At 66.2% G+C, this 14,111-nt stretch carries 10 protein-coding genes; 2 read left to right on the top strand and 8 right to left on the bottom strand.

Features of this window, described 5'->3' with window-relative positions; genetic code table 11:
- Positions 1-34: 34 nt before the first annotated feature.
- Positions 35-751 carry an arylesterase gene (locus GGQ89_RS05170; RefSeq protein ID WP_184104603.1) on the top strand — a complete coding sequence of 239 codons (717 nt, stop codon included), beginning with the start codon at positions 35-37 and terminating at the stop codon, positions 749-751.
- On the opposite strand, the gene GGQ89_RS05165 is transcribed toward GGQ89_RS05170, so the two are convergent.
- The 8 genes from GGQ89_RS05165 to GGQ89_RS05130 all read right to left on the bottom strand — a co-directional run bounded on the left by GGQ89_RS05165 (position 748) and on the right by GGQ89_RS05130 (position 11,609).
- Positions 748-1,653: an ATP-grasp fold amidoligase family protein gene (locus GGQ89_RS05165; protein WP_184104601.1), complete on the bottom strand. Its 906-nt coding sequence runs from the start codon at positions 1,651-1,653 to the stop codon at positions 748-750. The genes GGQ89_RS05170 and GGQ89_RS05165 overlap by 4 nt on opposite strands.
- 64 nt (positions 1,654-1,717) lie before the next feature.
- Complete coding sequence (locus GGQ89_RS05160; RefSeq protein ID WP_184104600.1) at positions 1,718-2,614, bottom strand: Gfo/Idh/MocA family protein; 897 nt, start codon at positions 2,612-2,614, stop codon at positions 1,718-1,720.
- A 27-nt stretch (positions 2,615-2,641) separates the two neighbouring features.
- Positions 2,642-3,718 (bottom strand): LacI family DNA-binding transcriptional regulator, encoded by a 1,077-nt coding sequence (locus tag GGQ89_RS05155; RefSeq protein WP_184104598.1) that lies wholly within the window; start codon positions 3,716-3,718, stop codon positions 2,642-2,644.
- A gap of 8 nt (positions 3,719-3,726) precedes the next feature.
- The gene (locus tag GGQ89_RS05150; RefSeq protein WP_184104596.1) at positions 3,727-5,208 is read right to left on the bottom strand and encodes a tryptophan halogenase family protein; all 1,482 of its coding nucleotides are present in this window, start codon (positions 5,206-5,208) and stop codon (positions 3,727-3,729) included.
- The gene (locus GGQ89_RS05145) at positions 5,205-6,236 is read right to left on the bottom strand and encodes a cupin-like domain-containing protein (protein ID WP_184104594.1); all 1,032 of its coding nucleotides are present in this window, start codon (positions 6,234-6,236) and stop codon (positions 5,205-5,207) included. Before GGQ89_RS05145 ends, GGQ89_RS05150 begins: the two co-directional genes overlap by 4 nt.
- Positions 6,229-6,948 carry a SapC family protein gene (locus GGQ89_RS05140; RefSeq protein WP_184104592.1) on the bottom strand — a complete coding sequence of 240 codons (720 nt, stop codon included), beginning with the start codon at positions 6,946-6,948 and terminating at the stop codon, positions 6,229-6,231. Before GGQ89_RS05140 ends, GGQ89_RS05145 begins: the two co-directional genes overlap by 8 nt.
- The gene (locus GGQ89_RS05135; protein ID WP_184104590.1) at positions 6,948-8,465 is read right to left on the bottom strand and encodes a tryptophan 7-halogenase; all 1,518 of its coding nucleotides are present in this window, start codon (positions 8,463-8,465) and stop codon (positions 6,948-6,950) included. The genes GGQ89_RS05140 and GGQ89_RS05135 overlap by 1 nt, the downstream gene beginning before the upstream one ends.
- A 99-nt stretch (positions 8,466-8,564) precedes the next feature.
- Positions 8,565-11,609: a TonB-dependent receptor gene (locus GGQ89_RS05130; RefSeq protein ID WP_184104588.1), complete on the bottom strand. Its 3,045-nt coding sequence runs from the start codon at positions 11,607-11,609 to the stop codon at positions 8,565-8,567.
- 176 nt (positions 11,610-11,785) lie between these two features.
- Here GGQ89_RS05130 and GGQ89_RS05125 point away from each other — a divergent pair, with 176 nt between their 5' ends.
- The gene (locus tag GGQ89_RS05125; protein WP_380773298.1) at positions 11,786-14,059 is read left to right on the top strand and encodes a beta-glucosidase; all 2,274 of its coding nucleotides are present in this window, start codon (positions 11,786-11,788) and stop codon (positions 14,057-14,059) included.
- Positions 14,060-14,111: the final 52 nt, after the last annotated feature.

Genomic DNA, 14,111 nt, shown 5'->3' with positions numbered 1-14,111 from the left:
CTGCGACCATAGTTGCGGGGATTCCACGCCAGAGATGATGAAGATGCCATATGTGGCCGGGGCCGCGCTTCTCCAAGCCGCCGCACTCCTGTCGGCCTGCAACAGCCGGAGCGATGAGCCATTGTCCGCGACCAATACGGCCACGCCCGCGCCCTCTACCGCGACGTCGCCCAGCGTGCCGGTGTCGGGGCCGAAGCGCGTCGTGCTCGCTTTCGGTGACAGCCTTTATGCGGGTTACGGTCTCCAGCGCGGGCAAAGCCTGCCGGATGCGATCCAGGCGCGGCTGCGCGGCCAGGGTATCGATGCGACGGTGGTGAATGCCGGTGTGTCGGGCGATACCAGTGCCGACGGACGACGGCGGCTGGCCTATACGCTCGACAGGATGAAGACCAAGCCCGACCTGGTGATGCTGGGTCTTGGCGGCAATGACGTGCTGCGGCAGGTCGATCCGGCCGAGACGCGCGCGAACATGGCGGCGATGCTGGACGAGCTCGACCGTCGCGGCATCCCGGTGATCCTGACCGGCATGATGGCGCCGCCCAATCTGGGGCCGGATTTCGTCAACAGGTTCAACGCGATATGGCCCGATCTTGCAAGGCAGCATAAGGCCGCGCTCGACCCCTTCATCCTTCAGGGTGTGCTGGGGCAGCGGCAGTTGATGCTGGGCGACGGGGTCCATCCCAATGCGACCGGTGTCTCGCATATCGCCGATCGCGTGGCGCCGCTGGTGGCGAAGCAGCTTGCCGATTAATCCGTCCCCTTGGCGGCCAGCGCGTCCATCAGGATGCGACTATAGATACGGTGGGTCGCGTTCAGCCGATGAACCCCGGCGGCTGAGGGGGCGATGCCCAGCGAGGCGGCGGGGGTGAAGGTCAGTTCGCCGAAATAGATGCCGTCGTCGCCGTCGTACAGGTCGACGCGGACGAACGGGAAGGGCGCCGACAGCGCCTCGGCCATGGCGATCATCCTGTCGAGCCGCTCGCGATCGGCAGGGAAAAAACTGGCCGGAGCATTCAGGCCATCGCGCTCGTCCATCGGTGCAAAGTCGGGTACGTGGAAAAGGCGGCTCCATGACGCCCCGAAGCGGCCATGGTCGATTTGACAGAGCAGCGGCTGGCCGTGGACACAGTGGAATTTGTAATCGTCGGGCGGCCCCGGCACATGGGTCGGGATCATCGCCTCGACGATGATCTTCCGGTCCAGCCCGGCATATTGCATCTCCCGCAACAGCGTCGAATAGTCGCGCAGGGACAGGTCGTAGAGGGCGTTCAGGTCCGTGGGCTGTCTCAGGTCACGCAGGAACGTCACGGCGCCGCTGGCGTGGGTTGGCTTCGCGACGGCATCAGTCCCTATAAAGGGCTCGAGCAGGTGAAACAGATGCTCGACCGACTCCACCGCCGAGATGGGGATGACCAGAAGCGTTTCCGGGGCGGCGATGCCGGGGCAAAGGCGCCTGGCCTCGATCTTGGCCGTTTCCTTGTCGATAAAGGCGCGGTGCAGCGGCGACCAGTCCGGGTCGATCATGCGAGCGAAGATGACGTCGTTGATAAGAGCGTCCGGCGCATCTGCCGGTAGCGGCCAGCGACCGAAACGCCGGGCAAAATGCTCGCCCGCGATCAGGTGGTTGAAGGCGCGCGTCATCGGCAAAGCCATGTCGCGGAAGAAACCAGGATTTTCGTTTCTGAACAGTGGTATAGGACGTAGCTGTGACAAGGGTTCAGAGACCCTCGGCGTGACGGGTGATCGCCTCGCACAGTCGATGCGTCGCCAGGATCGCATCGGCGTCAGTCGGGCGGCGCTCCCTGACGGCGGACAGAAATTCGGCGCACATCGCCTCGAACCCGCGCTGCTTGCCGACCGTGGTCCAGTCGCCCCGGCGCCGATGCCATTCGCCGCCGTCCATGCGCCGTTCCTCGGCCATGTTGAGGACGGAATGGCGAAGGCCGTCGCCGATGACGTCGAGCCGCTCTTCGTTCAGCCCGCTATTGCGGTGCATGGTCCCGATCGCGGTAAAGCCGTCGCCTGACAGCATCAGCGTGACCGAAATCAGCTCGCCCTGCTCGACATGCGTCTCGATCGTCCGGCGCAGGACCAGGCCGGGCGCCAAGAACAGCAGCGTGTCGACGACATGGATGAAGTCGTCGAAGATCACCCGCCGCGGCGCATCGGGCTGTCGATGGCGATGCTTTTCCATGACGATCAGGTCGCCCTGCAAGGCCTTCAACGCGACATGGCCGGGGGCAAAACGGCGGTTGAAGCCGATGGTCAGCAGCGTCTCCTGCCGCTGCGCCAGTGCCACCAGCCGCTCGACCTCGTCCAGTGTGTCGGCGAGCGGCTTGTCGACCAGGGTCGGAATGCGCCGGTCGAGCAGGGGCTGCACCAACGCCGGATGCGCATCGGTCGCGGCGTGAACGAAGGCGGCATCGAAGCTCTCGGTTCGAAGCGCTTCATCCAGGCTGGAATGAAGTCCGGCAACGCGAAAGCTGCGCCCGGCGTGCTGAAGCACCTGCGCGTTGCGGGTGGCAAGGTGCAACTGGAGGTCGGGCATGGCCGACAGGACCGGCAGATAGGCCTTGTGCGCAATGTCGCCCAATCCTGTGACCAATATTCGCATGTCGCCTCCAAGTCCCTCAAACTACGCCTATCGCATGTCGGTGCGCTTGTCCTCCCTCGGCGGAGCGGTGGATGCGCGGATGGCGAGTTGGGCGGGGGTGATGACCGGCACGCTCGGTACGTCCTGACCGGCCTGCTCGGCGATGATGAGTTCGACCGCGCGGGCGGTGACGGCGGCAATCGGCTGGACCACGGCGGTCAGCGGGGGATGGACGAAGCGGACGATCGGGGTGTCGTCGAAACTGACCAGCGACAGGTCGCGCGGTACGCTAAACCCCCGTTCGCGTGCCAGTTCCAGCGTGGCCAGCGCCATCTGGTCGTTGCTGGCGATGATCGCCGTTGGGGCAACATCGCCGTCAAAAAGTGCCGAGGCAGCGGCGCGCGCCGAGGCGAAGCTGAAATCGCCCTGCGCCAACAGACTCTCGCAAGCCAGCTCCGCCGCCGCCATGCTGGCACGCCAGCCCGCAACCCGCCAACCGCTGAGTTCATACTCGTCAGGCCCGGCGATGAAGCCGATCCGCCGATGGCCCAGCGCGATCAGATGATCGGTCGCCTGTCGCGCCGCGCCCTCATCGTCCAGCGACAGGGCAAAGCCGGGGCCGGGCTTGAGCGAACCGATCCGCGCAAAGCTGATCCCCTGCGCCTCCAGCAAGCCGTTGATCAACGGGTTCTCGGAATGCGGCGGGGTCAGGATCACGCCATCGGGTTGCAGTGCGGCGATCGCGGCCAGCAACTCGCGCTCGATATGGTCGCTATGCGTATCGACCAGCTCGACGATCAGGCGATAGCCATGCTCGGCGCAGGTCAGCATACCCCCCAGCATCATCTGGTCGACCCAGTCGGTGCCCTGCCGGTTGCGCCAGTCGGCGATGGTGCGTTCCCGGTCGTTGAGCGCGACGATCAGATAGGAACGCGATCCCCCCATGCGCTGCGCCGCGATCGAGGGGACATAGCCCAGCCTGGCGATCGACGCCTGGACCCGCTCCATCATCTCGGGGCGGACATTGGGTTCCTTGTTGATGACCCGGCTGACGGTCTGGAGCGAGACGCCCGCATCGGCGGCGACATGACGGATGGTGACGGACTGGCGGCGGCGCGGCGGCATAGGCGCGGTCAGGCCGCCGTGCCGCAGTGGTGCGCGACATAGTCCGCATGGGGCGGCAGGCTGCGCACCGTCGTCGCGATATTCTGGCGCAGCGTGGTCAGCAGCCGGTCCAACTCCTCGTCGGACAGCCGCGCGGTGATCGGATGATGGCTCTCCGGCTTGATGCCCTGGCCCATCATCACCTGCACCCAGCTGTTCTCGGCGAACAGCTCGTCATTGCGGCGGAAGACGCGGCCCGTCTCGCGGAACAGCGCTATCCTGTGCGCCAGGCTGTCGGGTACCTCCATGTCGGCGCATTGCCGCCAGAAGGCGGAGTCGCGCCGTTCATGGATCTTGTAGTGCAGGATCAGGAAGTCGCGGATCTGCAGCATGTCGGTCATCTGCTGATCGTTGAACTCGGCGACATCATGTGGGCTGATCGGGCCGCCGGGGAGCAGGCGGATCAGCCGCAGGATCGCGCGTTGGATCAGGTGGATGCTCGTCGACTCCAGTGGCTCCAGGAACCCGCCCGACAGGCCGACCGCGATGCAGTTGCGATGCCATTGCTTGCGCCTTGCGCCGGTCTGGAACCGCAGCATGTTGGGCTCGGTCAGCACCTGGCCCTCGACGGTGGATAACAGCCTTTCGCGTGCCGCGTCGTGATCCATGTAGCGGCTGCAATAGACGATGCCGTTGCCCGCCCGGTGTTGCAGTGGGATGCGCCATTGCCACCCGGCCTCATGCGCGATGGCGCGGGTATAGGGGACGGGCGGGCGCACGCTTTCGGTCTGCACCGCGACGGCGGCGTCGCAGGGCAGGTAATGGCTCCAGTCGTCGAACCCGACATGCAACGCGCGGTCGATCAGCAGCGCGCGAAAACCGGTGCAGTCGAGGAACAGGTCGCCCTCGATCCGCCGCCCGTCGTCCAGCACCAGCGCGGCGATGTCGCCGCTATCGGGGTTCAGCGCGACCTCGGCAATCCGCCCCTCGATCCGCGTCACGCCGTCGCCCTCCGCCATGCGGCGCAGGAAGCGCCCGTAGAGCGTCGAGTCGAGCTGATAGGCATAGTTCATCCGCTCGTCGGGGAGATGCGCGAACCGGCCCTCGCGCGCGGCGATCAGTTCCAGGCAGTAATCGTCATAGGGCGCGTCATGCCCTCGACGGAGGCCGTCCAGCCAGAAATGCTGGAACCCCGCTGCCCAGTGATCCTTGCCGGTCAGGCCGAAGGAATGGAAATAGCGGTCCTCCGGCCCTTTCCACCCGTCGAACTGGATGCCCAGCTTGAAGGTCGCCTGGGTCGCGGCCATGAACTCGGCCTCGTTGATCCCGAGCAGTCGGTTGAAGGTGATGATCGGCGGAATGGTCGACTCGCCGACGCCGATCGTGCCGATCGCGTCCGACTCCACCAGCGTGACGGTGACCGCACGGCCCAGCGTCCGAGCCATGGCGGCGGCGGCCATCCAACCGGCGGTGCCGCCCCCGGCGATCACGATCCGGCGCGGCGTGCTCATCGGCTGAGCGCCCGCAGCAGGAAGGCACGGATGCGACCCGCCAGGTCGGGCGTCATCGGATCCAATATGCCGCGCCCGCCCTTGGGGATATGGGCGACCACGCTATCGTCATTGGCGAAGACATAATGGTCGAACATGGCGCGCCAATGCGCCTTTTGGTCGGCGGGCAGGTCGCGGATCGTCATCATCGCGTGGTTCAGCGCCTCTTGCGGCTGGCCCAGCCAGCGGGGCGCGTCGCGCCACCAGTAATTGACCAGCACGTTGAAATCCTCGGTCCCCTCGACATGGTGCCACCAGAGGGCGGGGATGAACACCGCGTCGCCCGCCGCCAGGTCGGCGACCTGCGCAGTTTCCAGCGCGTCGGCGAAGCGGGGATGGCGCTCGAAATCGGGGGCGTGGAAATCGACCATGCTGACCGCGCGGCCCGCTGGTGTATTGTCGACGGGGCCGAGATAGAGGTTGCAGAACTGCTCGCGCGGAAAGAGCGTAAAGCGGCGGCGGCCGACCGCGCAGACGGCCAGATTGTGCGGCACGTCATTATGCGCGGCGATCCGGGTGCGGGTGCCGATCCAGATGCTGGCCAGCAGCTCGCGCTCGCCCAGATCGATATGGTTGGCCTCGTGCAGTCCGTCGAAAAACTGGTGCATGTCGATCGAGGCGAGATAGATGGAGGGAGCGTCGGGCCGGCCCGCAAATTCCGCGATGCGGGCGAAGATCTCGGGCAGGCGCGCCTCCATCATGCGGAAGTTCATCGCCATGGCGTCGTCGTAGAACAGCCGCCCGCCGCTGCCCGGCACGCCGACCGAGACGGTGAAGGGCCGGTCGCGATGACGGTCGAGCAGATACGCCCGCGCCGCCTCCGCCGAACGCCGCCCGGCCTGGACCAGCGGCCAGTCGGTGGCGAGCCCACGCACGACGAAGGGGCGGTCGGCGGCGCACAGCACCCGGTCGAGTTCGGCCGCATCGGCGACCGTCACCTCGGGCACCGGGGGAAGGGCGGTCAGCCGCCCCGGATCGGCGTCAGCCACGCGCAGCCCGCCGGTTGCGCCGCGCGATCAGGGCGCTGAACTGGCTGAGCGAAGCCATCGCCATATAGATAGGCTCCAGATGGCCCGCCGCCTGAAGCTCGGCCAAGGCCGTACCGCTCAGCGAGTTTAGTCGTGCCTCGTCGATGATGTGATAGCCGACCAGCCGGTTGTCCGACCGATCCTCCAGCGTCACCTCCAGGGTGAAGGGCTCGAGCAGCTCGTGACGCTGGAGCGCGGCGAAGAAATCGCCTGACTCGCGAAAGCCATGGTCGAGTTCGCCGATTTGTTCGATCACCCGTTCCAGATAGGGCGTGGGGCGGCCATGCTTGTCGAAAACGCGCACGCCTTCGTCGCCGGTCGCGATGCGGGGGGAGTCGACATCGACATGGATCTGCTTGGGGCCATCCTCATCGGGACGGCCGCCGATCAGGAACGGCTGGATATCGATCGCCAGGGGGCGGTAGCGCGCGTCCCAGCGGCCATCCGCCAGATAGAGATTCTCGCCATTCTCGAACCCGAACATGGCCAGCGCGCTGAACCGGTCGCGGGTTTCGTTCAGGCGGAACAGGATGGGGTATTCGGCCTGGAGCGCGCGGAACTCGGCGGGCACGACAATGCAGACCATGCGGGCATCACCCAGCGCAGCGTCGCGGCGCTCCTGGATGCGCAGGTCGCGGTGGTCGTCGGGGTTGAGGGCTTCGTGGCGGGACATCAGGCGCGTTTCTCGGAAAGGGGGGCCTGTTCGGCGCGCAGGGCGTCGAGATAGGCGCGGTTGGTCGGCAGGCTCGCCGCCAGCGCACGGCCGCGCTGGTCGATCTGGCGAAGCTGGCTTGGCAGGTCGGGCCGATGCGGGCGCGGCACGGGTGAGGGCAGGGGGGCGGGAAAACCCATACCGCGAAGGATGTAGCGATAGCTGGCCGCCGGAAACAGTTCATCCTGCATAGGCAGGTCGAGCGCGGACGGGCTGCGATAGCGCCACAGTGCCAGCATCTCGGCCAGTCGGTCGGGTATCGTGGCGGGATCGCGATGCGCCCGCCAATAGGGCTCATCGCGTCGGCTGAGGACATAGTGCAGCTTCAGGAAGTCGACGATCCTTTCCCAGCGATAGGTCGCCAGCGCATTGAAACGCCGCGCCTGGATCGTCATCAGACCGGTGTCGACGGCAAAATCGTCCAGCAGTGCATCCAGCGCCAACTCGATCATCACGATGGCCGAAGCTTCCAGCGGCTCCATGAACCCCGCCGACTGGCCGATGGCGAGGCAATTGGCCGTCCAGGGCCTGGACCGATAGGCAGAGCGGAAGGTCAGCCGACGCGGGGCGGGGCTATCGCCCGAAATCCGGCGGCAATATTCGGCCAACACGCCTTCCGCCTCGTCGTCGCTCATGAAAGCGGAGGCATAGACACAGCCGATCCCGCGTCGGGTCGGCAGGCCGATGTCCCAGATCCAGCCCGCGCCATGGGCGGTCGCCACGGTCTGCGACGCGACGGGGCTGCCCGGCGCGACGGGCAGTTGCACCGCGAGCGCCTGGTCGTTGAACAGGATGGAGGAGGCATCGACCGTCTCCACCCCCAGCGCATCGCCGATCAGCAGCGCGGCATGGCCGGTGCAGTCGAGGAACAGGTCGCCCGCGACGCTCCCCGATCCGCGGATATGGACCGCCGCGATGCCGCCGTCCCCGCCGCGTTCGACCCCGGTGACGTGATCGCGGATATGCCGCACGCCCAGACGGATGGTCGCGTGCCGGGTCAGCAGCGCGGCGAGCTTCGTCGCATCCAGATGATAGGCATAGTTCAGCGCGCCTGCATAATCGGGCATCCCACGCTGGCGCGGGGCAAGGTCCTCGGCACAGACCAGCGGCTGGGCGCAGGTGGCGAGGGCATAGGGGATATCGCCGGGCAGATCGGCGGGGTCGGCATCGATCGGTGGCACGAAGGGATGGTAGTAGCGATCATCGCTCGCGCCGGTCGCCCATCGGTCGAAGCGAGTCCCCTGTTTGAACGACCCGTCGCAGGCGAGCAGCAGCTCGGTCTCGGTGATGCCGATCCGCTCCAGCGTACCGCGAATGGTCGGCCAGGTGCCTTCGCCAACCCCGAGCGTCGGCACGTCGGGGGATTCGATCAGCGTGACCGTCACCGATCCGGCGGTGGCGGCGGCGATGCGGGCGGCGGCCAGCCATCCGGCGGTGCCGCCGCCGACGATCACGATCCGGGTGATAGCCTTGTCCACCGCAGTCCCGATCCCCGGCCCGTCTTCCAAGCCCGCAAATTGCCCATATGGTCCGCGAAAAGCCAGCCATTCCTCGGCGGAAAAGCTGGCTTCCCATCGTCAGAAGGTGAAGCGCACGCCCGCCGAGTAGCGCGCATCCTGCTTCGTCACGAAGTTGACGTTACGATCCGAGCGGAGGTGGCCGCTGCGGTTCTCGCCTAGCAGGTTGATGCCCTCGGCAAAGATCGCGACGCTCTTGGTCAGCGCATAGCTGGCGCTGGCATCCAACTGGCCATAGGTGTTGACATAGACCGGGTTGATGCCCGCCCCGGCCAGATAGCCCCGGCGCCAGTTATAGGCCGCGCGTGCCTGGATACCGAACTTGTCGTAGAACAGGACCGCGTTGGCGCTGTCCGACAGGCCGGTGATCGCGAATTGCGACACGCTGGCGGGTTGCCGGTTGTCATAGTTCCGGTTCCCGTTGACGATCGTATAGTTCAGGATCGTGCCGAAGCCGGTGTCCCAGAAGCTGTGCTGGATCGCGAACTCGAAGCCGTCGACCTTGGCGGTCTGATCGCTGTTGAACGGCGTCGTGACGACGAAATTGACCAGCGGATCATTGGGCTGCGCGACGATCGTACCGTTGACCACGCCGCCGGGAAAGTTGGCACCAATATAGTCGCGGATCTGCGCGAAGGTGGCATTGGCCCCCAGCGCGTTGATCGCCGCCTGATAGCGCGGGCCATTCTGGGTCACACCGTTGAAGCTCGTGGTGGGCGAGGTCAGGCCGGGCACCGTCAGGTTGACCTGCGTATTGCCGATATAGTTCGACACGACCTTGTGGAAGAAGCCGACCGAGATGTAGCTGTCCGGCTTGTAATACCACTCCGCCGACAGATCGATATTCTTCGACTTGTACGGGATCAGGTTGGGGTTGCCGACCCGACCCGTGCCGCCGCCGATGCGGAACAACTGATCCAGGTTGCGACCGCCCTGCAGGCTGCCATAATCGGCGCGGGTGATGGTGTGGCTGTACGATGCGCGCAGCTTGACGTTTTCCAGCGGCTGGAAGTCGAAGTCGACCGAAGGTAGCCAGTTCTGGTAGCGGCCCTTGAACGTCGTGAAGCCACTGCCCGAGAACAGGATGTTGAACTCGTTCTGCGAGTTCTGCCGCGCACCCACCGGGGTCGGCACCAGCGCGGAGGCCGAGACGTCGGTATTCTCGAACCGCAAGCCTGCGATCAGGTGCGCGGGGCGCGCAAACAGGTCCATCTTGCCATTGAACTGGAAGTATGGCGCGACGGTCTTCTCCCGGATGCGCGAGTCCGTCGTGTACGGGATCAGGCACTGGCCGTTGCCCCCGCAAATGCCATAGGCCTTGTCGAGCAGCGACACCATCGACGGCAGGTTAAAGCCATAGAAGGACTTCACGATCGCCGCATTGTTCGCGCCGCCGATGCCGGAAAATTTGTCGGGCACGCTGATCTGCTGGAACAGATCGTCGGGGATCAGGGCGGCGGCCGCCGCACGCTGAGCCGCGCTGTCGCCGCCGGTGCCGCCCCAGGTGTCGTTCTGAAGCACGCTATAGGCCGAGCGCACCTTGTTGTCGGTATAGTCGAAACCCCAGTCCAGGCTGTCGAGGAAGCCCTGTTCATGGTCGTAATGGCCACGGAACTGGACCTGATTGATCTCGTCGCGGAAATAGGAATTGCGGAAGGCACTGCCCGTGGGGACGATGTTCGCGGCGTTCAGCGGGTCGATGCCCGGCTGCATCGCGAAGGAGATGACCGGCAGCTTGTTGTCGAAATTGATCGTCTGGCTCTGCACGCCGAAGATCGCGGTGCCGACCGAGTTGCTGTTGCCGTAAGGGTTGTCCGGCTTGGACTCGGCGGTCGAGTGATGCGCGTCGATCGACAGGGTGACGCCGCCCGGCGTCTTCCAGGTCAGGTTGCCGCCCAGCGACTTGTTGATGCTGCGGCTCGAGGTCTGCGTCGCCGAATAGGCCAGGTCCTTGGCCTCGGCGGCGGTGAAGCGCTCGGTATAGAAGACCGGCTCGGCGATCGGGCCGTTGGTCCAGGCGCTCGACGTGTCGTTATGGTTGTACCAGATGCCGACATTGTTGTCCCGAATGTCGAAGGTGTTCTGCGAATAGGTATAGTCGACCGTTGCGGTCAGATCGTCGATCGGGCGGAATTGCAGGACGGCCTGGCCGTTGATGCGCTCGCGGCGGCCGTTGACGATGTTGTAGCTGGCGTTCTGCGGCACTTGATACACGTCATTGGCGCCGGGCCGGTTGGTGATGTTGGCGTAGCGCGGATCGCCTTGCTGCGCCAGCGAACCCCAATTGTTCTCCGAGCCGAGATAGCCGTCGCGCCAGCCGACATTGGCCTGGTTCTGGCTGAAATTGCGCCGCTGATAGGCGCCCGTGACCAGCACGCCGATCCGGTCGTCGGCAAAGGTGTCGGAGAAGATGCCCGACACTTCGGGCGTTATATCCTTGCCGCCGTTCTGCGAGGTGTCGATCACCCCGCGCGCCGAGATCGAGCCGCGCAGGCCCGACTTGTCGAGCGGACGGGGCGTGCGGATGTTGATGGCCGACCCAATGCCGCCCGACGCCACCGTCGCGCGGCCGGACTTGTAGACCTCCAGCGCGGCGACGCCTTCGGAGGCGAGGTTGGCGAAGTCGAACGAGCGCGAGCCGGGCGCGCTGTTGCCGTCGCCGATGGTCGAAGTCGGCATCTGCCGCCCGTTGAGCGTGACGAGATTATATTCGGCGCCGAAGCCGCGCACCGTCACGAACTGGCCTTCGCCGTTCGAGCGGTCGATCGACACGCCGGTGATACGCTGGAGCGACTCGGCCAGGTTGGTGTCGGGGAACTTGCCCATCTCCTCGGCGCTGATCGCGTCGACCACGCCCTGCGCATTGCGCTTGATGTCGATCGACTGGCGCAAGCTGGCGCGGATGCCGGTGACGACGATATCGCCGTCGCCCTGTGCGGGGTCGGTCGGGCCGCTGGTCGGCGCCTTGGGATCGGTCTGGGCCGGGCCGGGATTGCCCATCGTCGCGGCGGCATCCTGCGCCAGTGCGGCGGCCGGAAGGGTCAGGGCGACGGTGGAAACACCGATGGCGAAATTGGATAGCAGGCGAGCACGAACGCTACGCATGGAAAACCTCCCCTCGTGAACGGGCGCGGTTATCCGCGCTCTATGAGAACGTTCACTCTGCCAATGCCGGATGACTGTCAAGAGCGTCAGCCATTGATTTTACATGATTGTGAACGTTCTCTGGACAGGCGTGCAGCAATGCAACACAAGGCGGCAAACCGGATGATCGGGGGAGGATGATTGTGACGAAGGGCAAGATGGCAGGCGGTCTGGCGATGATCGCGCTGATCGCGGCGGGCACCGGGGCGTCGGCGCAGACGCAGATGCGGTCGCCGCAAAAGGCGGCGCGGACCTCCATCGCCGCCGCACGCGCGCGCGCTGACCGGATCGTCGCGAAGATGACGCGCGAGGAAAAGATCCTGCTCGTCCACGGCCTGTTCCCGACCATGGCGGCGGGCAAGTCGAAGGAGGAACTGATCCCCTCGGCCGGGCACATCGACGGCATTCCCCGGCTGGGCGTGCCCCTGGTCCGCGAGAGCGATGCCTCGCTGGGCGTGGCCAATCAGGTCGAGCAGCGGGTCGGCGACGTCGCCACCGCGTTGCCCTCCGGCTTGGCGACGGCGGCCAGCTTCGATCCCGCTATCGCCCGCGCGGGCGGCGCGATGATCGGCGCGGAGGCACGCGACAAGCGGTTCAACGTGCTGCTGGCGGGCGGCGTCAACCTGACCCGCGATCCGTGGAACGGTCGCAATTTCGAATATCTGGGCGAGGACCCGCTGCTGGCCGGAACGCTGGGCGGCGCGCATATCGCGGGCGTTCAGTCGAACCGCATCGTCTCGACGATCAAGCATTATGTGCTGAATGCCCAGGAAACCGGCCGCAACATCCTGGACGCCCGGATCGGTGAGGCGGCGCTACGGATGAGCGACCTGCTCGCGTTCCAGATCGCGATCGAGCAGGGGCGGCCCGGCTCGGTCATGTGCGCCTATAACAAGATCAACGGCGACTGGGCCTGCGAGAACCGTTATTTGCTGACCGACGTGCTGAAGCGCGACTGGGGCTATCATGGCTGGGTTATGAGCGACTGGGGCGCGGTGCATTCGACCGTGAAGGCCGCCAATGCCGGGCTGGACCAGGAGTCCGGGCAGGAACTGGACAAGGCCATTTATTTCGCCGAGCCGCTCGCCGAGGCCGTGGCCAAGGGGGAGGTGCCCGAGGCGCGGCTGAACGACATGGTCGCCCGCTATCTGACCGGGCTGATCGAAACCGGCGCCTATGATGCGCCGATGCCCACCCAGGCGGTGACGCCCGACTATGCCGCCCATGCCGAGGTGGCGCAGCGGGCAGCAGAGGCCGGGATCGTCCTTCTGAAGAACGACGGCAATCTCCTGCCCATCGCGCGCACCGCCAAGCGGATCGTGGTGATCGGCGGCAATGCCGATGTCGGCGTGCTGTCGGGCGGCGGATCGTCGCAGGTCCGCTCGGTCGGTGGTGCGCCGGTTGAAATCCCGCTGGCTTATGGCGGCTCGTCCTCGTTCGCGCGGATCACCTATCACGCCTCGTCGCCGCTCGCCGCGCTGCGCAAGGCACTGCCCGGCGTCGAGATCGAGTGGCAGGACGGGCGCAACCTGAACGCGACGGTCGCGGCGGCGAAGAAGGCGGACATGGCCATCTTCTTTGCCACCCAGTGGACGACCGAGGCGGACGACGTACCCGACCTGCGGCTGCCGAACCAGCAGGACGCCCTGATCGCCGCGATCGCCGCCGCACAGCCGCATACCGTGGCGGTGATGGAAACGGGCGGCCCGGTGCTGATGCCCTGGATCGCGAAGGTCCCCGCTGTCGTCCAGGCCTGGTATCCCGGACAGCGCGGCGGCGAGGCGCTGGCGGCGATCCTGACCGGCCAGGTCGATCCCTCGGGCCGCCTGCCGATCACCTTCCCCGCCGATGCGTCGCAACCGCCGCGCCCACGCCCGGTCGGGCTCGACAAGCTGAGCGAGGTCGAAGCGGCGGCCGCCGCCAATCCGGCGGCGACACCGGCCCCGACGCTTCAGAGCTTCCCGGTCGACTATGTCGAGGGCGCCGATGTCGGCTATCGGTGGTATGAGAAAAAGGGGCTGAAGCCGCTTTTCCCCTTCGGCCACGGGCTCAGCTATACGAGCTTCGCCTATCGCAATCCGATCGTCACCGGCGGCAAGACGGTCCGCGTGACCGTCGATATCGTCAACACCGGCCAGCGCGCCGGGTCGGACGTGCCGCAAATCTATGTGGCGCGCGACGGCAGTGGCGATCCGATGCGGTTGGCGGCGTTCCAGCGCGTGACGCTGAAGCCCGGCGAGACGCGTCGCATCACCCTGATCGCCGAGCCGCGTCTGCTGGCGGATTACGACACCGCGCTCCCTGGCTGGCGAATTCAGGGCGGGGCCTATCGCGTCGCGGTGGCGCATGACGCGACCGACCGGGCGATGGTCAGCACCACCCGGATCGATGCGCAGACGATGAAGCCTTAAGGGAAGCCGTAACGCCCGTTGCCCTTGGCGTGCGATCGGGGGCAAGGGTGGG

This window comes from Sphingomonas yabuuchiae (genome assembly GCF_014199595.1).
Classification (GTDB): Bacteria; Pseudomonadota; Alphaproteobacteria; order Sphingomonadales; family Sphingomonadaceae; genus Sphingomonas; species Sphingomonas yabuuchiae.
The sequence above is the reverse complement of the archived record's forward strand: the minus strand, read 5'-3'. Positions and strand labels throughout refer to the sequence as shown.

Coding starts and splice junctions, on each gene's coding strand:
- GGQ89_RS05165 (WP_184104601.1), bottom strand. CDS start 1,653: ATGGCTTTGCCGATGACGCGCGCCTTCAACCACCTGATCGCGGGCGAG.
- GGQ89_RS05150 (WP_184104596.1), bottom strand. CDS start 5,208: ATGAGCACGCCGCGCCGGATCGTGATCGCCGGGGGCGGCACCGCCGGT.
- GGQ89_RS05125 (WP_380773298.1), top strand. CDS start 11,786: ATGATTGTGACGAAGGGCAAGATGGCAGGCGGTCTGGCGATGATCGCG.
- GGQ89_RS05160 (WP_184104600.1), bottom strand. CDS start 2,614: ATGCGAATATTGGTCACAGGATTGGGCGACATTGCGCACAAGGCCTAT.
- GGQ89_RS05170 (WP_184104603.1), top strand. CDS start 35: ATGATGAAGATGCCATATGTGGCCGGGGCCGCGCTTCTCCAAGCCGCC.
- GGQ89_RS05140 (WP_184104592.1), bottom strand. CDS start 6,948: ATGTCCCGCCACGAAGCCCTCAACCCCGACGACCACCGCGACCTGCGC.
- GGQ89_RS05130 (WP_184104588.1), bottom strand. CDS start 11,609: ATGCGTAGCGTTCGTGCTCGCCTGCTATCCAATTTCGCCATCGGTGTT.
- GGQ89_RS05155 (WP_184104598.1), bottom strand. CDS start 3,718: ATGCCGCCGCGCCGCCGCCAGTCCGTCACCATCCGTCATGTCGCCGCC.